This is a genomic window from Leisingera sp. ANG-M1, from assembly GCF_000813745.1.
In the GTDB taxonomy this organism is placed as follows: Bacteria; Pseudomonadota; Alphaproteobacteria; order Rhodobacterales; family Rhodobacteraceae; genus Leisingera.
In genome coordinates this window covers 12,246-31,447 of record NZ_JWLC01000006.1, presented here as the reverse complement: position 1 = coordinate 31,447, position 19,202 = coordinate 12,246, and the positions used below count along the sequence as shown (strand labels likewise).

Genomic DNA, 19,202 nt, shown 5'->3' with positions numbered 1-19,202 from the left:
AAATCGCATGGAAATGCTGGCGCTGGTGGAGCGGATGCGCACTCTGGAAGCCCGTGCCGCGGCCAAATCCGAAGAACGCCGCCCGGTCTTCGACAAGCGCGGGCAGCTGTCGCCACGCGAGCGGGTCTCGGCCTTGCTGGACCCGGGGCTGCCGTTTCTGGAGCTCTATAACATGGCCTCCTACCTGGTGGATGATCCGGACCCAGAGACCTCCGTGCCGGGCGCATCAATCATCCTCGGGATTGGTTGCGTGGAGGGCGCGCGGGTGATGGTCTTTGCCGATGATGCAGGCATCAACGCCGGTGCGATGACGCAGAAATCCGTAGACAAGGCATTGGGCGCCATTGCCATCGCTGAAAAGCAGAAACTGCCGTTCATCCATCTGGTGGAAAGCGCCGGCGCGGATTTGATGCGCTATACGGTAGAACTATGGGCACATGGCGGCGGCATGTTTGCCGGGCTGGCGCGGCTTTCGGCAGCGGGTATTCCGGTAGTCACGGTTTTGCATGGCGCCTCCACTGCGGGTGGTGCGTATCAGCCGGGGCTTTCAGACTATGTGATCGGGGTGAAGGGCAACGGCATGGCAATGCTGGCGGGTGCAGCCTTGGTGCAAGCCGCGACCGGAGAGGTGTCGGAAGATGCCGATCTTGGCGGGGCCGAGATGCATGCGGCCGCCACTGGCCTGGTGGAATATCTGGCCGAAGATGATGCGCATGCTATCGAAATCGCCCGCGAAGTGGTGGCCGGGTTCGGCTGGGGGCCTTGTGCGCCGGCCTTGGCGGAGTATGCGGTTCCGCTGCTGGACGCGAATGAGATTGCCGGAGTGGTGCCGGTGGACTACCGCAAGCCCTATGACATGCGGGAGGTGGCGGCCCGGATCGCGGACGGCTCGGAGCTGCGGGAGTTCAAGCCGCGCTTCGGGGCTGCCACGGTTTGCCTGCATGCGCGGATCATGGGGCAGCCCGTGGGAATTCTTGGCAACAACGGCCCGCTGGATCCGGATGGCGCTGCCAAGGCCACGCATTTTCTGCAGGCGATGGATCAGGCTGGCACGCCGGTTGTGTTCCTGAACAATACCACCGGCTACATGGTCGGCGCTGCCTCTGAGCGGGCGGGTATGATCAAGCATGGCGCCAAAATGATCCAGGCGGTGACCAATATCCGTGTGCCGAAGATCTCGATCTACACCGGGGCCAGTTTCGGGGCCGGGAATTACGGAATGTGCGGCTATGCCTTCGGGGCCGATTTCTTGTTCACCTGGCCCAATGCAATGACAGGAGTGATGGGCGGGCAGCAGGCAGCTCAGACCATGGAGCAGGTTGCCCGGCGCGCGGCCGAACGCAAGGGCAGGGAAGTGGACGGGGCGCAACTGGCGGCGCAGGGGAACAGGATCGCCGCGCATTTCGACGGGCAGTCGGACGCATTTTACACCTCCGGCCGGGGCCTTGACATGGGAATGATCGACCCGCGGGAAACGCGCAAAGTGATCGGCTTTTGCCTGCAGACCTGCCTGGAGGCCCGGGCGCGGCAGCTCAGCCCGAACAGTTTTGGGGTGGCACGGATTTGACGGGGGCGGGCGTGGGAAGCTTTGACACAATCCTGGTGGCCAACCGTGGCGAGATTGCCTTGCGGGTGATGCGCACTGCGCGGGCGATGGGGCTGAAATGCGTGGCGGTTTACAGCGATGCCGATGCCTGCAGCCCGCATGTTGCCTTTGCCGACCATACGGTGCGCATTGGTGAAGGGCCTGCGGCCGGAAGTTACCTGTCAATCGAGAGAATTATCAAAGCGGCACGGGATGCAGGCGCAGGCGCAGTGCACCCGGGTTATGGTTTTCTCTCGGAAAATGCAGCGTTTGCCCGTGCCTGTGCAAAGGCTGGGCTGGTTTTTATCGGGCCGCCGCCGGACGTGATCGCATTGATGGGAAACAAGGCTGCCGCAAAGCGCAAGATGGCGGCAACCGGGGTGCGCTGCGTGCCCGGTTACGAGGGCGCAGATCAGAGCGCGGATGTGCTGAAAGGAGAGGCGCTGCGGATCGGTTTTCCGGTGATGATCAAGGCAGCGGCCGGCGGCGGCGGCAAGGGCATGCGGCTGGTGGAGACGGCGGAGGAATTCCGGACCGCGCTGGAACTGGCCCGCAGTGAGGCGCTGGCCGCCTTTGGCTCGGATGAGGTGATCCTTGAGCGCGCGCTCGCGCGTCCGCGGCATGTCGAGGTTCAGATCTTTGGCGATACGCAGGGTTCGGTGATCCATCTGGGCGAGCGGGATTGTTCGGTCCAGCGCCGCCATCAGAAGGTGGTGGAAGAAGCCCCGGGCCCGGCGGTTGATGCGGATCTGCGGGCACGGATGGGGGCGGCCGCCGTGGCAGCGGCGCAGGCGATCGGTTACCAGGGCGCCGGCACGGTAGAGTTTCTGCTTGATGAAATGGGGGACTATTTCTTCCTTGAGATGAATACCCGTCTGCAAGTTGAGCATCCGGTTACAGAGATGATCACAGGGTTGGACCTGGTGGAGATGCAGATCCGGGTAGCGCGGGGTGAGGCTTTGGGGCTGACGCAGGAGGATGTGCAGATCTCCGGCCACGCCATCGAGGCGCGGCTTTACGCCGAGGATCCGGCACAGGGGTTTTTGCCGCAGGCGGGGCGGATTGCAGATTGGCAGCCGCCGGCGGGTGCCGGGATCCGGGTGGACAGCGGAATTGCTGCTGGGCAGGAGGTTTCCTCCTTTTACGACCCGCTGCTAGCCAAGGTGACTGCACACGGCCGTACCCGGGAGGAAGCGCGTCTGCGGTTGCGTGCTGCGCTGCAGGAAACGGTGCTGTTCGGGCTGGCCTGCAACCGCGATTTCCTGCTGCAGGTAATGGATCATCCGGAATTCTCTGCAGGGAATGCGGCAACGGATTTCATTGCCAGCCATAGCCTGAACGCAGAAGCCCGGCCGCTGGACAGTCGCGAGATCGCGCTGGCGGCGGCGCTTCTGTACCGGGCGCAGCAGCAGCGGTTTGCGGCGAAGGCAGGCGGGATTTCACAGGAGTTGCTGGGGTGGCCCGGCAGAGGAGTGGCGCAAGCCAGGTTCCGCCTGGCCTGGGATGACGGCAGCGGCACTGTGCAGGTCCGCGAAACGGATGCGGGGTTGACGGTTGCTGTTGCAGATGCCCGGCATGTTGCGGCGGTGACGGGTACAGAGTGGATGGTGGATGGCGCGCGGGCCGGGCTGCGTGCCTGGCTGATGCAAGGACGCAGGCTGTACGCAGCCACCCGCAAACGGCTTTTCAGCCTGACGCTCGAAGCGGCCGGGAGGGCGGTTCACGCAGAGGGCGGGCCCGTCCGGGTCACTGCGCCGATGCATGGGAAATTGCTGGAAATCTGCGTGACTGAAGGAGAAGACGTCGCTGCGGGCAGCCGGCTTGCGGTGCTGGAAGCGATGAAGATGCAGCATGAAATCCGGGCTGCGGCTGCGGGCACGGTCATGAAAATTGCAGTGCAGGAAGGTGTTCAAGTCGTGGCGGGAGATTTGCTTCTTGAGACCGCCGAGAGGGATTTCGAGCCGCCGGGTTGAAACCCGGAAAGCACTCCCGTCCGTCGCTGGTGCATTGAAAATGCCCCGCTCCCGTTGGGCCTGGCGCCGCGCTTCGCGCGGCGCCAGGCCCAACGGGAGGAGGTCTTTCGCCAGAAAGGCCTGCGACGGGCGGGAGCGCTCTGTTTTCTTTACTGCGCGCGCTGAATGTCAGCTCCCCCGGTATTGAAGGACATCGTTCGGATACTGGGCGTCTTGTATCCTGAAACTGGTAAGCCCTGCCTTCTCGAACCCGTTGCGGCAATAGAATGCAATGGCGCCGGTGTTCTCCGAGTTGGTCGTGAGCCAGGGCGCGTCCCATCCGTTGGACCGGCAAAGCCGCAGCCCGGAAACCAGGAGGTTCCGCCCGATGCCTTTGCCGTGGTGGCGGGGCTGAACATAGAGCGTAGAGATCTCGGTTTCCGAAGCTCCGCCTGCGGGGCTGGGCCTGCCATTGGCAATGCGGATGTAGCCATCTATACCGGTTTGGTTTTGCGAAACCAGCAGCCGCTCTGCCGGGTTGTTCAAAGCGTCCTCAAAATGCTCAGGAGTAAAACGGCTGAGCACATAATCTGCAAAAAAACCGGCTGACACCCTCGCGCAGATAAGTGGATAGCCAAACCTCAATCGACAAGGCTGCGAGGCTGGAGCAATCCGCACCTTGAGCAGGACGGATTTCGTTTGATGAGGTAAATGAGGGCATGCTGGCAACTGGCGGCTGGAAAGGCGAATGCTATCTTTCTGCCAGAGAGATTGGGAGGTCAGCAATAACATCTCGCCAAAATTGCTTCACTTGTTTATTAATGCATCGGCTTGGACAGGGAGGCGCCAATGAACATTCTCTACATCATGTTCGACCAGCTGCGGTTCGACTATCTAAGCTGCGCAGGCCATCCGCATCTGCACACGCCGCATATCGATGCGCTGGCGGCCAAGGGGGTGCGCTTTACCCGGGCCTATGTGCAATCGCCCACCTGCGGATCGTCGCGCATGTCCAGCTACACCGGCCGTTACCCCTCCAGCCACGGGGTGCAGTTCAACAGCTATCCGCTGCGCGTCGGTGAGTGGACCATGGGCGATCACCTGCGCAGGGCGGGAATGGGCTGCCACTTGATCGGCAAGACCCACATGGTGGCGGACGCGGACGGCATGGAGCGGCTGGGCCTGGCGCCCGACAGCGTGATCGGGGTGCGGCAGTCGGAGTGCGGCTTTGATCCCTGGGTGCGCGATGACGGGCTGTGGGCGGAAGGGCCGGATGGATTTTATGACAGCAAACGCAGCCCCTACAATGAATACCTGAAAGCCAAAGGCTATCCCGGCGAAAACCCCTGGAACGATTTTGCCAACGCCGCGGCCGAGGGCGGCGATATCGCGTCCGGCTGGTTTATGGTCAATGCGGACAAGCCGGCAAACATCTCTGAAGAGGACAGCGAAACCCCTTGGCTCACAAGCCAGGCGATGGGGTTCATCGAACAGGCCGAAGGCCCCTGGTGCGCGCATCTCAGCTATATCAAGCCGCATTGGCCGTACATCGTGCCAGCCCCATATCACGATATGTACGGGCCGGAGCATGTGCTGCCGGTGGTGCGTTCAGAGGCCGAGCGCGTGGAAGCGCATCCGGTGTTTCAGGGCATGATGAATAACCAGATCGGCAAGACCTTCAGCCGCGATGATGTGCGGGACAAAGTGATCCCGGCCTACATGGGGCTGATCAAGCAGGCCGATGACCAGATGGGGCGGCTGTTCAACTGGCTGGAAGAAACAGGCCGGATGCAGGACACGATGGTTGTGGTGACCTCTGATCATGGCGACTATTTGGGCGATCATTGGCTGGGAGAGAAAAACCTGTTCCACGAGCCGTCGATCAAAGTGCCGTTGATCATCTATGACCCGCGCACCGAAGCTGACAGCACCCGCGGTACAATCTGCGACGAGCTTGTGGAAGCGATCGATCTGCTGCCGACGTTTCTTGAGGCCGCAGGCGGCGAGTCGGCGCCGCATATCCTGGAGGGACGCTCGCTGATGCCTTTCCTGCGCGGGGAAAGCCCGGACTGGCGGGACTATGCGATTGCCGAGTTCGACTATTCCACCATGCCGCTGTGCGAGAAGCTCGGGCTGGAGCCGAAGGACGCGCGGCTGTTCATGGTGACGGACACACGCTGGAAGTTTATGCATGCCGAAGGCGGGCTGCGGCCGATGCTGTTTGATCTGGAGAACGATCCGGATGAGCTGATGGACCTGGCCAAAGGCGAAGAGCATCAGGAAATCATTGATTTGATGTATGACCGGCTGCTGGAGTGGGGCCTGCGGATGTCGCAGCGGACTACCCTTTCAGATGCGCAGATCAAGGCGCGCCGCGGCAAATCCGGGCGCAAGGGTATTCTGCTTGGTGTCTACGAGGCAGAAGAGCTCGATCCGGAGCTGACGGCAAAATACCGGGGTCCGGTGCCGCAAGGCTGAAGTTCAGGAGCGGGGCGCTGCCCCGGACCCCGGGATATTTCCGGCCAGATGCATAACGGATCGTTTGGGAGACGGCTGACAGGGATAACTGTTGCCCGCAGCAGCTGCGCATTGCTATGGGAGCGGCAGCTGCATAGGCTGGCGGCAAGGAGTTGAGGCAGCGCAATGGCGGGGCAGACGGAACAGGTTCTGAACGCGATCCTGGGCGATATCGAAGCGGGCCGGCTTGTGCCCGGCGCGCCGCTGGAGGAAAGCGAGCTGGTGGAGCGTCACGGGGTGTCCCGCACGCCGGTGCGCGAGGCGTTTATCCAACTGGAAGCGATTGGTCTGATCAAGCGGCTGCCGCGCAAAGGAGCGGTGCTGTTCAAGCCGACGCTGGAGGAATTCCTGGCCATCCTTGAAGTGCATGCCCGGCTGGAAGGGCAGGCTGCGGCACTGGCGGCCCGGCGGTTGTCCCCGGCGCAGGCCACGGAACTGGAGGCGGCGGTGGCTGCCTGTGAAAAACACGCGGCGGAAAAAGGAGATAGCGATCCGGCTGGTTACTATCAGCTGAACTTGCGTTTCCATGCTTGTGTCGCGGAAGGGTCCGGAAACCCGTTTCTGGTCGAGATGATCAAGACCAACGCGCGTAAGCTGATGGCCTATTACCGGGCGCGCTACCGTTACCCTGGTGCCATCGCACAATCAGCCAAAGAGCACCGGGAAATTGCGCAATTGATTTTTGCTCACGACCGGGAGGGCGCAGAGGCGGCCATGATCTCGCATGTGCAGTTCGATCAGGTCACTGTGATGGATCTGCTGGCAGCACTGGGATAAACCGGAGCCTTGCGGCTCCGGGCCTTCGGCGAGGGTATTTAAGACCAGAAAGAAGCAGCGGCGTTAGGGACGGGCGGCTTGTTCGAAGAAACGGGCCAGGCTTTCCGCAAAGGCCTGCTGGTCAGAGTGTTCTGCCAGGCTGGCCATTGCACGGGCGTGTGCGCCGGAGCCGATCGTTTCCTGCATTTCTTCGGTCAGCGCGGCAATGAAGCCATGCGACATCTCCGGGTGGTGCTGCGTTGTGAAGATGTGTCTGCCCAGCGTGCAGCCCGAATTCATGCCGTTGCTCTCTGCAAGCGGTGCGGCGCCTGGCGGCAGGATGCTGACGTATTCACAGTGCGAACCGTAGAGTTTCATCTCATCCGGCAGCGCGGCGGCCCACTCTGGCCGAGCCAGCAAGCGGTTGCGGGTCAGCCCATGCACCCAGCCGCCGGGATTGTGATCCAGGGTGCCGCCCAAAGCCAAGGCGATCGCCTGATGACCAAAGCAGGCGCCAAACAGCGGGAATTGCCGGGCATGGGCGTTGCGGATCAGGTCCAGCAGCTGCGCGATCCAGGGGGCTCCGGAGCGGACTGAAGCAGGGCTGCCGGTGATCATCGCACCGTCGAATGCAGACAGATCCTGCGGGAACTCCCCGTCCTTTACGGAAAAGGCCGTGGTGCGCCACTCCGGGCGGGCCATCAGAATCAAATCAGTGAATTTCTCCCCGTCCTTTGGGTGCCTTTGGGCGAATTCACTTTCGTCGGTGTTGGTCATCAGGATGGCCAAGTGCATGAGAACGCTCGCAAGATTTTCATTTACATATTTATGATGCTCATTAATATACATTAAGCAAGCAAATTAGGGAAGCCCGCAATGACAGTTTGGACCCCCACGGATGACGGCTACGCGGATCTGAGCAGCCACGACGCATTTGCGAGCGGCGCGCCGCATAACACCTTTGCGCGGCTGCGGCGTGAAGATCCTCTGCACTGGACCGAGTATGAGGGCGGCAAGAACTTCTGGTCGGTGACCCGCTATGAAGACATCACGGTGATGAACAAGAACACCGAGGTATTCTCGTCCGCCCGTGGGATCCGGATGGAAGATCAGTCCTACGAAGAATACCTGGCGCGGCGCACTTTTCAGGAAACCGATCCGCCGGAGCATTCCAAGGTGCGGATGAAACTGCTGAAGGCGTTCTCAAAAACCACGATGGCGCAGTATGAGCAGGACATTCGCGATCTTTGCGCTGAAATCCTGGATCAGGCGCTGGCCAAGGGAGAGTTTGACGCCACCAAGGAGATTGCCCGCCAGCTGCCTATGCGGATGCTGGGCCGGGTGGTTGGCCTGCCGGAAGCGGATCTGCCCTGGCTGGTGGAGAAGGGTGATGCGCTGATTGCCAATACCGACCCGGATTTCACCTCGCATGTGCTGGACATGATGCAGACGGATGAGTTCCGGATGATGCCGTTCAACTCGCCCGCCGGAGCGGAGCTGTACATCTATGCCAAGGAGCTGATGGAGGAGAAAGCGCGCAAGGGTGACACGTCGGGCGTGCTAAACCTGATTCTGGAGCCGGCCAAGGATGGCTCGGTGATCACCGAAACCGAATTTCGCAACTTCTTCTGCCTGCTGGTGGCAGCAGGGAATGACACCACGCGTTATTCGATTGCCGCGGGTATCCAGGCGATGTGCCATCAGCCCGAATTGCTGGCGCAGATGCAGGAGGGCGGTGCGGTCTGGGAGACCGCAGCGGATGAGATCATCCGCTGGGCAACTCCGGCGCTCTATTTCCGCCGCACTGCGACCCGGGATGTGGAGATGCACGGCAAGACCATCCGCGAAGGCGACAAGGTGCTGTACTGGTTTTCTTCCGCCAACCGGGATGAGGGCTATTTCGACGATCCATTTCACGTGAATCTTCACCGCAGCCCGAACCGGCATCTGTCTTTTGGCCAGTTTGGTCCGCATGTGTGCCTAGGCATGTGGCTTGCACGGCTGGAAGTCACGGTGCTGTTCCAGGAGCTGGCCAAGCGTATCCGGCATATCGAGGCCGCGGGGCCGCATAAATTCCTGCGCTCGAACTTTGTCGGCGGCATCAAGGAGCTGCCAGTGCGGGTGCAGGCGGCGTGAACTCGGCGTCTTCGCAGGAAAGACTCCGCAATAACCGCTAAATATGTTAAGTAATAAGGCACGGGAAACGATGCCGATGACAGTCCAACAGGGAAGGACCGAGAGCCATGAAAACCCGCCTGCGCGCGATGTTCTGCGACCACCTCAGCATCATGCGGGGGAAATATCTGCCAAATTCCAAGATCGGCGATGACTCGACAAGGTTCTGCCGGTCGGTCTTTGGCACCCACTATGACCGGGACTTGCTGGATGCGCCGGGTTCAATGGTGAAACAGGGCCTGCCGGATATGGAGATGAAATGGCTGCATGACGACATCCGCGACAGCTGGCACGCATCAACCCAGGTGGTGCTGGGCGATCTATACGATGATGAAGGCCAGCCGCTGGCGCTTTGCCCGCGCGGCACCCTTAAACGGGCGGTCGCCGACTGGCAGAAACACGGGCTGACACCCAAGGTCGGGATAGAGCTGGAGGCCTTTGCCCTGCAGGCTGACGACCGCGGGCGGCTGATGCCCTATGACGCTCCGGGCGGGGTTGTTTATGGCACCGGGCCGTTTGCTGACCCGTTGCGGTTCAATGACCGGATCTGGGCGATGGCGGATGACATGGGCTTTTCGCTCGACATGATCACCGCTGAATTCGACAGCCCGCAGTTTGAATACACGCTCACCTTTGACGACGCGGTGAAGGCGGTGGATGACATCGTTCTGTTCCGCCTGATGGCGCGCGAGGTGGCGCTTGAATATGGCATTGTCCTCACTTTCATGCCGAAACCGGTGGCCGAGGCGGGCGGCTCGGGCATGCATATCAACTTTTCCTTTGCGGATGAGGCGGGCGGCAACGCGCTGTCCTCGGGGCCGCGGGGCGGGCCGGAGCACATGAACGATCTGGCGCGCGGCTGCCTGGCGGGGCTGTTGCATCACCATAAGGGGCTGGCGGGGCTGATTGCTCCTACAGCGAACAGCTACATGCGGCTGCAGCCCGGCTCGCTGTCGGGCTATTGGCAGAACTGGGGCGGCGACCATCGCAATGTGACCACGCGGATCAGCTCGGAAGGCGGCGCCAAGGCGCGGCTGGAGCACCGTATGGCCGATGCCTCCTCCAACCCCTACACCACGGTTGCGGCTGTCCTGCAGGCGGCGCGGCTGGGGGTGGAGAACGGACACCAGCTGCCGCCGATGGAAACCGGCGACGGGTTCGACCGCACCGATGCCCGCGAAGGCACCGCCGTAGACCTGAAGGGTGCGGTTGCAGACCTGGAGAAGGATACTGCTCTGGCTGAGGCTGTCGGACCGGAGCTGGTTGCCAACCACGTCTTCATGAAGCGCAAGGAGGTGCGCAAGACCCGTGACCTGGAAGGCGACGGCATGCGCGATTTCTACGTGCATTTCATCTGATCATCCGCAGAGGAAGGCCGATGCAAGTAACCTGGAAATTGCCTGGCGGCGAAGCTGTCACGGAAACGGTCGACTATGGCCAGAGCCTGATGGAAGCAGCCCTGGCTCATGATGTGTCAGGGGTCGTGGGCGAGTGCGGCGGCTGCCTCGCCTGCGCCACCTGCCACGTCTATGTGGATCCGGAGTGGGCGGCGAAATGCGGTACGGCTGGAGGGTTCGAAGATGCGATGCTGGATCTGGCAGAGGTGCGGCGGGAAACCAGCCGCCTCAGCTGCCAGATTGAGGCGCATCCGGATCTGGACGGGCTGGTGCTGGAAGTGCCGGAGGCCTGATACGGAACATCAGAAGAGCTTGATGCAACAGGCGCGGCTGCGGCAGCTGCGCCTGTTTCCGTATCACGCTACCGCGCCGCGTCAGCGGCGCTACTGAGGCCGCGGGCCCGAAGCAAAGCTTCGGGCCCGCCATGGCATCTGGTGGCGCCCGGACCTGGCGGCCCGGGCGCGGGTGCGTCTGCGGCTGGCGTTAGCTCACCGCCGCAAAGCCTGCGTCCAGGGCGTGGAGGATAGTGGCCGCCTCGGCCTCGCTCAGCACCAGCGGCGGGGAGAGGATGATGTTGGGGCCGGAGACCCGCACCATGGCGCCGGCCTCGTACGCAACTTCCTGCAGCTTGCCGATGGTCTTTTTATCAACCGGGGCCTTGGTGGCACGGTCGGAGACCAGTTCCAGCGCGCTCATCAGCCCGTGGCCGCCGCGCACGTCGCCGATCAGCTCGTATTTCTGCTGCAATGCCAGAAGGCCCTGGTGGAGCTGCGTGCCCCGGGCAGCAGCATTCTCCGGCACGTTCAGCTTCAGTGTCTCCTCCAGGCAGGCCAGCGCCGCTGCCGCCCCGACCGGGTGGCCGGAATAGGTATAGCCGTGGCCGATGGCGGCCTTGCCGGTGGTGTCCTTCTCGAAAGTCTCGGTCATATGATCTGCGATCATCACCGCACCAAAGGGGAAGTAGCCATTGGTGATCGCCTTGGCGGTGGCCATCATGTCCGGCTGCACGCCCCAGTGGCGCGAGCCGGTCCATGAGCCGGTGCGGCCAAAGGCAGTGATCACTTCATCGGCAATCAGCAGGATGCCGTTTTTCGAACAGATCTCGCGCACGCCGGGCATGAAGCTTTCGTGCGGCGGGATCACACCGCCGGCGCCCAGGATCGGCTCCATGATGAAGGCGGCAATGGTGCCTGCGCCCTGGAAGGCGATCTCATCCTCCAGCGCTTGCAGGCAAAGCTGGGCGAGGCGCTCCGGGTCAGTTTCGTTGAAGGGATTGCGGTAGGTATAGGGCGCCGGGATCTGGAAACAGCCAGGCAGCAGCGGCTCGTACTGGGTGCGGAAATTGGCATTGCCGTTCACTGAGGCGCCGCCCATGTGGGTGCCGTGGTAGCCTTTCTTCAGGCTCAGGAACTTGGTGCGTCCGGCCTCGCCGCGGATCTTGTGGTACTGGCGCGCCAGCCGCAGGGCGGTCTCCACTGAATCCGAGCCGCCGGAGGTGAAGAAAGCGCGGGTGAGCCCGTCGGGGGCGAAGAATTTGCGCAGCTCCTCGGCCAGCTGGATCACCTGATCATTGGTGGTGCCGCGGAAGGTGGAGTAGTAGGGCAGCACATCCAGCTGCGCGGCGATTGCGTCCTTCACAGGCTGGCAGGAGAAGCCAAGGTTCACGTTCCACAGGCCGCCGACTGCGTCGACCACCTCGTGCCCGTCCACATCGGTGATCTTCACTCCCTGTGCAGATGTGATGATTGCGGGCGGGTTGGCCAGGCTGTCGCCGGGATGCGCCATCGGGTGCCAAAGGGACTTGGCGTTGTGCTCTTTCAGGAAATTGGAGTCTTTCATGGGGTCAGCTCCTGGATGCGGCCCCGCAGGGCTGGAGAGGGGAAGTCAGGCGGTGCTGCCCTGCGGATAGTCCGCAGGCGCCGAGCCGCCGATACGATGGGTGAGGGTGGCGCCCGCGCGGCGCAGGGCGGCCGGGATCAGCTCTTTTTGTTCAGAGGTCATGCGCGACACTGGCGCAGCTACGGCCAGCGCGCCGATCACCTGGCGGTCGGGACCAAAGACCGGTACCGCATGGGAATGCACATCGGCCTCGAAGCCGCCGATGGACTGGGCCATGCCGGTTTCGCGGACCTCGGCTATCTGAATGCGGATCTGATGCGGGTCAGTGATGGTTTCCGCGGTGTGGACTTGCAGCGGCTGGGCCAATGCTTCGTCGACAAACCCGGTGTCGGCATAGGCGAGAACGGCAAGCCCGGAGCTGGTGCCGTGGTAGGTCAATACCTCTGCATCTTCCATCATCACTTTGGTGGCATGACGCGGCGAGTAGGCATGCGACAGCGAATTCAGCTGGCTGCCCTGCAACAGCGACAGGTGGGTGGTTTCGCCGGTCTCATCACTCAGATCCCGCAGTACCCGCCGCGAAACTGAGAGAATCGGCACTGCCGCCTCGCGCAGCGCTGCAAGCCGCAGAACCTGCGGGCCAAGGCGGTACATCCGGTCGCCATCGGTCTGTTCGACAAAGCCTGATTCCTGCAGCTCGGTCATCAGCCGGTAGACGGTTGCCTTGTTCATACCGGACAGGCGTGTGAGATCGCTAAGCCCGATTCCGGTCCGGCCGTGGTTGAAATATGTCAGTAATGACAAGGCTTTGGATACAGTTCCCATGCGCTTGCCCGTGCTCCCTGTGTCGTCCTTGAGGGCGGCCGGTTCCGAAAAAGGCGCACCCGTGATGCAATTTTCTTGACAGATAACGGGACGGGCTGTCAATCTAAATTCAAACCAATGGTTCGAATAATGAACCAACTTGAAAAACTGGGAGGAAAACCATGAAACTCAAAACGCTGATGAAAGGCGCGGCCGCAGCGGCGGCTTTGGGGCTGAGCGCGGTTGCCGCGCAGGCCGAATATCCGGAGAAGCCGGTGAACTTCATTGTGCCGTGGCCGCCGGGTGACCTGGAAGACGTGCTGACCCGGATGATTGCCGAGGATTTTCAGAACGAATACGGCGTCGCGGCGGCCGTGGTGAACAAGCCGGGCGGCGGTGGCGGGCCGTTCCCCGGTGCGATTGAGGTCGCCAATGCGCCAAGCGACGGCTACACCATCGGCTCTTTTGTGATCGGCGTGCCGGTGATGGGCCACCAGATCGACATCCCGCCGCTGACGCCTGAAAAATTCGATCCGCTGGGGATCTTCCTGACCTATCCCTTTGTGATCGCCACCTCAGGCGATGCGCCCTACAGCTCGATGGAAGAGCTGGCGGCCTATGCCAAGGAAAACGATGTTGCGCTGGGCCATTTCGGCGATGTGCTGACGCCGACCCAGGTGACCAAGGCCTATGCCAAGAACGCAGGTTTTGAATGGGGCTCGGACGCGGCCTTTGATGCGCTGGACTGCAACACGCTGGCCTCGGGCGATGCCGATGTGATCAACACCACGCTGCAGCTGGTGCTGCCGTGCCTGGATCAGGTCAAAGTGCTGGTCTCGATCACCGACGAGCGCATTCCGCTGGCGCCTGATGCGCCAACCATCGGCGAGCTGGACGAGAGCCTGAACATCGCATTGTGGAACGGCCTTTTCGTGACCAAGGATACGCCGCAGGACGTGCGCGACAAGATCATCGCCGTCGCAGAGAAGACCGTGATGAGCGAACGCGCCCAGAACGTCGCCAAGGAAACCGGCGCGCTGGTCTACTGGCAAAGCGCGGACGACAGCGCCGCCCGCGTCTCCAATGACATCGACACCATGGCCCGCATCGGCGGTCTGCTGTCTGAGTAATCCTCCCCCTGCACTGGGGCCTTGACGGGCCCCGGTGCTCTTTCACTCGCGCGGACAAAGAACTCCTCACATGCCTTCGGAACGCGAACGCCGCTTTGCCGGACCCCGGCGCGGTCAGCTGGTCTTTGCCCTGATCCTGGTGGGCGCAGCACTGCTGCTGCTGGCCCTGATCGGTGAACAGACCACCTGGGTCAAAAAGACCAAGCTGTTTGCCCAGCCCCGGTTCTGGCCTGCCGTCGCCATTGGCGGCATGGTGCTGATGGGCGGCCTGCATTTGTACAAACTGCCCTGGCGCCGGGTCAGCCGCTATGACCTGTGGGAAGTCAAACGCTGGGGGCAGGTGTTTGAGTTTGCGGGCTGGTTCATGGGGTGCGTCCTGCTGGTGCCCGTTATCGGCTACCTGCCTGTGACAATGGCCTTCGTGCCGCTCTTGTGCTGGCGGATGGGGTACCGCAGCCGTTTCATGCTGTGGGCCGGTGTTGCCTTTGCCGTCATCGTCGTGGTGCTGTTCAAGGGCTTTCTGTCGGTCAAGATTCCGGGCGCGCTGATCTATGAGTATCTGCCCGGCGCCTTGCGCAGTTTCTTCATTCTCTATCTCTGAGCGCCTCTTATGGACCTGATCCTCTCTGCAATAGACATTCTGATGCGCTGGGACGTGGCGCTGGCGCTGCTGGCCGGTTCAGTGGGCGGCGTGCTGATCGGCGCTATCCCCGGCGTCGGCCCGGCGGTCGCGATTGCGATACTTTTGCCTGCCACCTTTTCGATGGACCCGATTGTTGGCCTGACAGTGCTGCTTGGGATCTACGGGTCGTCCATGTACGGCGGGTCAATCCCGGCGATCCTGATCAACACACCCGGCACCGCGGTTAATGCGCTGACAACCTATGACGGTTATCCGATGACCGCACGGGGCGAGCCGCGCCGGGCTTTGAGCCTTGCTTACTCCGCCAGTTTCTTCGGCGGCATCTTTTCGGTCATCTGCCTGATCCTGTTTGCCCCGGTGCTGGCCAAAATCGCGCCCATGTTCGGTTCGCGCGAGATCTTCCTGGCGGCACTGCTGGGCCTGATCCTTGTGGTAGTCGCCCACCGCGGCCAGGCACTGGTTGCCGGCGCGCTGGCCTGTTTCGGGATCTTCCTGCAGACCATCGGGCTGGAACCGGTGAAATACACCCAGCGCTATACCTTCGGGCAGGACTTCCTGGGCGGCGGCATCAATCTGATCGTCGTGGTGCTGGGTCTGTTTGCAATCTCGCAGGCCTTTGTTCTGCTGACGGACGAGGACGAGAAGGTCCGCTTGACCCGCCTGCGCGGCGGCATGTTCCAGGGGCTGCGCGAGCTGGCGCGTCATCCGCGGGTTGCCGGTGTTTCGGCCAGCTTCGGTGTGCTGATGGGCATGATCCCCGGTGTTGGTGAATTCACCGCCCAGTTCATGTCTTACACCTACGCACAGAAAACATCGAAGCGCCCGCAGGACTTTGGCAACGGATCGTCGGAGGGGCTGATTGCGGCGGAGACCGCCAACAATGCTGTGCCCGCCGCCGCCATGGTGCCGCTCTTGGCGCTGGGCATCCCGGGCGAGGCGCTGACGGCGATGATGCTGTCGGTATTCTACGTGCATAACGTGGTTCCGGGGCCGGGGCTGTTTCAGAACGACATGGATTTTGTCGTTGCGCTCTACCTGGCGCTGCTGGTGCTGAATGTCCTGGTTCTTGTTTTCCTGCTCTTTGCTACCAAATCGCTGATCCAGGTGGTGCGCATCCCGAACCGCTTCCTTGGCGTCTGCATCCTGACGCTCAGCTTTGTCGGGGTCTATTCCCTGCGCAACTCCGCCACCGACTGCGTAATGGCTGCGGCTTTCGGCATCCTCGGCTATGTGCTGAAGCGCCTGTCGCTGCCCTCCGTGCCGATCATTCTGGGTATGGTCCTGGGCGGTATCATGGAGGTCAAACTGCGCGCGGGCATGGCGCGGGTGAAGGAACCCCTCGATTTCATCGACCGCCCGGTGGCGTTCATCCTGTTTCTACTCATCATCATCGTTCTGGCGGTCCACATCCTGCGGGTGCTGAAAGACCGGAAGGAACTGAAGGAGGCCGAATGGCAGACCAACCGCTCATCGACAAGCTTCGGCAGCTTGATGTTGCGCCGCAAAAACTCTTTCTTGAAGGATCATGGAAAGAAGGTTCGGGCCAGACACTCGAAGTTGCTTCGCCGGTTGACGGATCTGTTCTGACGACGCTGGCAGGCGCCTCTGCAGCAGATGTCGAAAACGCTGTTGCTTCGGCGCGGCGGGCATTTGAGGACCGCCGCTGGGCGGGACAGAGCCCCGCCGCACGGAAGAAAGTGCTGCACCGGATTGCCGACCGTATCGAGGCCGAGGCGGTGGAGCTGGCGGTGCTCGGCGTGCGCGACAACGGCACCGAGGTCAACATGGCGCTGAAGGCCGAACCGGGATCGGCGGCAGGCACCTTCCGCTACTATGCTGAGGCGCTGGATAAGGTCACCGGAGAAGTTGCGCCAACTGCGCCGGATGTGCTGGGGCTGGTGCATCGGACGCCGGTTGGCGTGGTGGGCGCCATTGTGCCCTGGAACTTCCCGCTGATGATCGGCGCCTGGAAGCTGGCGCCGGCGCTGGCAATGGGCAATTCGGTGGTGCTGAAACCGGCCGAAACCGCCTCGCTGACGCTGCTCCGGCTGGCTGAGCTCTGCGCGGAATGCGGCTTGCCGGACGGGGTGCTGAACGTGGTGACGGGCTCCGGTGCCGAGGCCGGCGCGGCGCTGGCAATGTCGAACGATGTGGATGTTCTGGCTTTTACCGGGTCCGGGACCACGGGCCGCAAGCTGCTGGAGGCCTCAGCCCGCTCGAACCTCAAGCGCTGCTATCTGGAGCTTGGAGGCAAATCCCCCAATATCGTTTTTGCGGATGCACCGGATCTGGCCAAGGCGGCCAAAGTGTCTGCCGCAGGTATCTTCCGCAATTCGGGCCAGGTCTGCGTCGCAGGCTCGCGGCTGCTGGTCGAGGCCTCAATTCACGACGAGTTCGTGGAAATGCTGAAGGCCGAGACCGAAGCGCTGCGGGTTGGCGATCCGCTCGACATGGCAACCCAGGTCGGCGCCGTGAATTCTGAAGTCCAATTGCGCCAGAACCTGTCCTTCATGGATATGGCGCGGGCCGAGGGCGGGCAGGTGGTGACCGGCGGCAGCCGTATTCTGGAAGAGACCGGCGGTACCTATATGGCCCCGGCCATTGTTACCGGAGTCGCCCGCGATCATGCGCTGTTCCAGCGCGAGGTGTTCGGGCCGGTGCTGGCGGTGAGTAAATTCGAGACCGAAGAAGAAGCGCTGAGCCTTGCCAATGCCACTGATTTTGGCCTGGCGGCTGGTGTCTGGACCGCAAACCTGTCCCGCGCGCACCGGATGGTGGCGGGCATCCGCTCGGGCGTTGTGCATGTGAACACCTATGGCGGCTCGGACAATACGGTGCCGTTGGGCGGCGTTGGCCAGTCTGGCAACGGCCACGACAAGTCGCTGCATGCACTGGACAAATACACTGATCTGAAGACCGCCTGGATCCAGCTGTGAAGCAGGTTTTGCCGGGGCAAAACCTGCTGCCTCCGGCGGGAGTATTTTAGGCAAGATGAAGGAGCGGGGCTGCTGCGAAAGGCTGGCTCCGGGGAGAATGGCAAATGGCTGACAAGACAATCCTGGTTGCTGGGACCTATGACACCAAGGACGATGAACTGGGCTATCTGGCAGAGGTGATCCGTGGCCAGGACGGCAAAGTGCTGACCATGGATGTGAGTGTGCTGGGTGATCCCAGCCAGCCAACGGATATCAGCAAGCATGACGTGGCGGAGGCAGGCGGCAGCTCGATCCAGGCGGCGATAGATTCCGGTGATGAAAACACCGCAATGCAGATCATGGGAGCCGGGGCGGCAGCGAAGGCGCTGGAACTGTACCGGGCGGGCCGCATCGACGGAGTGATCGTGCTGGGCGGCACCATGGGCACCGATCTGGCGCTGGACCTCTGTGCGGCGTTGCCGGTGGGGGTGCCGAAGTATATTGTTTCCACGGTGGCGTTTTCTCCGCTGATGCCGCCGGAGCGGATGCCGGCGGATGTGCAGATGATCCTCTGGGCCGGCGGGCTTTACGGGCTGAACTCGATCTGCAAGGCCTCGCTCAGCCAGGCGGCGGGCGCGGTGCTGGGCGCAGCGCGGGCTGTGGAGCCGCCGAAGCGGGACCGGCCTTTGATCGGCATGACGTCTTTTGGGAAGACGGTTCTGCGCTACATGGTGGCACTGAAACCCGCCTTGGAGGAGCGGGGGTTCGAAGTGGCGGTGTTCCACGCCACCGGCATGGGCGGACGGGCATTTGAAAGCCTGGCGGCTGAGGGCGCCTTCGCTGCGGTGATGGATTTTGCACCGCAGGAGGTTTCGAACCACTTGTTCGGCGGGTTGTCGGCTGGTGCGGACAGAATGACCAATGCCGGCAACTCCGGGACCCCGCAGCTGGTGGCGCCGGGCTGCTATGACTTGGTGGACTTTGTCGGCTGGCAGGAAACGCCTTCCCAGCTCAAGGGGCGGGAAACCCATGCCCATAACCGGCTGCTGACTTCAGCGATGCTGGAGGCGGATGAGCGGCGGCAGGTGGCGCAGGCGATCTGCGGAAAGCTTGCCACCGCCGCGGCGCCGGTTGCTGTGCTGCTGCCCGCGCAGGGCTGTAATGAGTGGGACCGCCCCGGTGCTCCGCTGCATGATGCGGAAGGGCTGGCGGCTTTCTGCTCGGAAATGCGCGGCTCCTGCCCGCAAAACGCCGTGCTCCACGATCTGGATTGCCACATCAATGATCAGGACTTCACGGATAAGGCTTTAGAAATACTCGATGAATGGATCGCGAGCGGAGTGGTGGCGCCAGCCGGGGCGTAAAGCCGGGCTTGTCCAAGGCAGGTGATGCCTGGATGGAGTGTTTCAAAAAGTTTCCATTGCACCGTCATTCTGTTACATGATGCCTGCGGGTATACTGCACTGACCCCGCGCCGAACGACGCGGGG

The 19,202-nt window shown here is 62.3% G+C and carries 16 protein-coding genes; 12 read left to right on the top strand and 4 right to left on the bottom strand.

The window, feature by feature from the left end; genetic code table 11:
- Positions 1-7: 7 nt before the first annotated feature.
- Both RA19_RS03880 and RA19_RS03875 read left to right on the top strand, forming a co-directional pair.
- Positions 8-1,567, top strand: a complete 1,560-nt coding sequence (locus tag RA19_RS03880; protein ID WP_275041710.1) for an acyl-CoA carboxylase subunit beta — start codon at positions 8-10, stop codon at positions 1,565-1,567.
- Between the two features lie 11 nt (positions 1,568-1,578).
- Entirely contained in the window at positions 1,579-3,558 is a 1,980-nt protein-coding gene (locus RA19_RS03875) for an acetyl/propionyl/methylcrotonyl-CoA carboxylase subunit alpha (protein WP_039160233.1), read from the top strand.
- A gap of 168 nt (positions 3,559-3,726) precedes the next feature.
- Here RA19_RS03875 and RA19_RS03870 read toward each other — a convergent pair whose 3' ends face one another.
- Positions 3,727-4,329: a GNAT family N-acetyltransferase gene (locus RA19_RS03870; protein WP_342586040.1), complete on the bottom strand. Its 603-nt coding sequence runs from the start codon at positions 4,327-4,329 to the stop codon at positions 3,727-3,729.
- Positions 4,330-4,386: 57 nt separating this feature from the next.
- Between RA19_RS03870 and RA19_RS03865 the strand changes: the two genes are divergently transcribed.
- Entirely contained in the window at positions 4,387-6,015 is a 1,629-nt protein-coding gene (locus tag RA19_RS03865) for a sulfatase-like hydrolase/transferase (RefSeq protein ID WP_039159720.1), read from the top strand.
- Positions 6,016-6,180: 165 nt separating this feature from the next.
- Positions 6,181-6,831, top strand: coding sequence for a GntR family transcriptional regulator (locus tag RA19_RS03860; protein WP_039159719.1), 651 nt, complete (start codon positions 6,181-6,183; stop codon positions 6,829-6,831).
- 63 nt (positions 6,832-6,894) lie between these two features.
- On the opposite strand, the gene RA19_RS03855 is transcribed toward RA19_RS03860, so the two are convergent.
- Positions 6,895-7,605, bottom strand: a complete 711-nt coding sequence (locus tag RA19_RS03855) for a type 1 glutamine amidotransferase (RefSeq protein WP_039159718.1) — start codon at positions 7,603-7,605, stop codon at positions 6,895-6,897.
- 81 nt (positions 7,606-7,686) lie between these two features.
- Between RA19_RS03855 and RA19_RS03850 the strand changes: the two genes are divergently transcribed.
- From RA19_RS03850 to RA19_RS03840, 3 genes are all read left to right on the top strand, one after another.
- A complete protein-coding gene (locus tag RA19_RS03850) occupies positions 7,687-8,946 on the top strand; it encodes a cytochrome P450 (protein ID WP_039159717.1) in 1,260 nt (419 codons plus the stop codon).
- A gap of 107 nt (positions 8,947-9,053) precedes the next feature.
- Positions 9,054-10,343 (top strand): glutamine synthetase family protein, encoded by a 1,290-nt coding sequence (locus RA19_RS03845; protein WP_039159716.1) that lies wholly within the window; start codon positions 9,054-9,056, stop codon positions 10,341-10,343.
- 20 nt (positions 10,344-10,363) lie between these two features.
- Entirely contained in the window at positions 10,364-10,675 is a 312-nt protein-coding gene (locus RA19_RS03840; RefSeq protein ID WP_052261632.1) for a 2Fe-2S iron-sulfur cluster-binding protein, read from the top strand.
- A 190-nt stretch (positions 10,676-10,865) separates the two neighbouring features.
- On the opposite strand, the gene RA19_RS03835 is transcribed toward RA19_RS03840, so the two are convergent.
- Both RA19_RS03835 and RA19_RS03830 read right to left on the bottom strand, forming a co-directional pair.
- A complete protein-coding gene (locus RA19_RS03835) occupies positions 10,866-12,221 on the bottom strand; it encodes an aspartate aminotransferase family protein (RefSeq protein WP_039159715.1) in 1,356 nt (451 codons plus the stop codon).
- Between the two features lie 45 nt (positions 12,222-12,266).
- Positions 12,267-13,046 carry an IclR family transcriptional regulator gene (locus RA19_RS03830; RefSeq protein WP_039159714.1) on the bottom strand — a complete coding sequence of 260 codons (780 nt, stop codon included), beginning with the start codon at positions 13,044-13,046 and terminating at the stop codon, positions 12,267-12,269.
- A gap of 161 nt (positions 13,047-13,207) precedes the next feature.
- On the opposite strand from RA19_RS03830, the gene RA19_RS03825 reads away from it, so the two are divergent.
- From RA19_RS03825 to RA19_RS03810, 5 genes are all read left to right on the top strand, one after another.
- Entirely contained in the window at positions 13,208-14,155 is a 948-nt protein-coding gene (locus RA19_RS03825; RefSeq protein WP_039130942.1) for a tripartite tricarboxylate transporter substrate binding protein, read from the top strand.
- A gap of 70 nt (positions 14,156-14,225) precedes the next feature.
- Entirely contained in the window at positions 14,226-14,756 is a 531-nt protein-coding gene (locus tag RA19_RS03820) for a tripartite tricarboxylate transporter TctB family protein (RefSeq protein WP_039159713.1), read from the top strand.
- Positions 14,757-14,765: 9 nt separating this feature from the next.
- Positions 14,766-16,385, top strand: a complete 1,620-nt coding sequence (locus RA19_RS03815; RefSeq protein ID WP_039159712.1) for a tripartite tricarboxylate transporter permease — start codon at positions 14,766-14,768, stop codon at positions 16,383-16,385.
- Positions 16,268-17,734, top strand: coding sequence for an aldehyde dehydrogenase (locus RA19_RS26075; RefSeq protein WP_152615683.1), 1,467 nt, complete (start codon positions 16,268-16,270; stop codon positions 17,732-17,734). The genes RA19_RS03815 and RA19_RS26075 overlap by 118 nt, the downstream gene beginning before the upstream one ends.
- Before the next feature lie 104 nt (positions 17,735-17,838).
- Positions 17,839-19,077, top strand: a complete 1,239-nt coding sequence (locus RA19_RS03810) for a Tm-1-like ATP-binding domain-containing protein (RefSeq protein ID WP_039159711.1) — start codon at positions 17,839-17,841, stop codon at positions 19,075-19,077.
- The last annotated feature ends 125 nt before the right edge of the window (positions 19,078-19,202 follow it).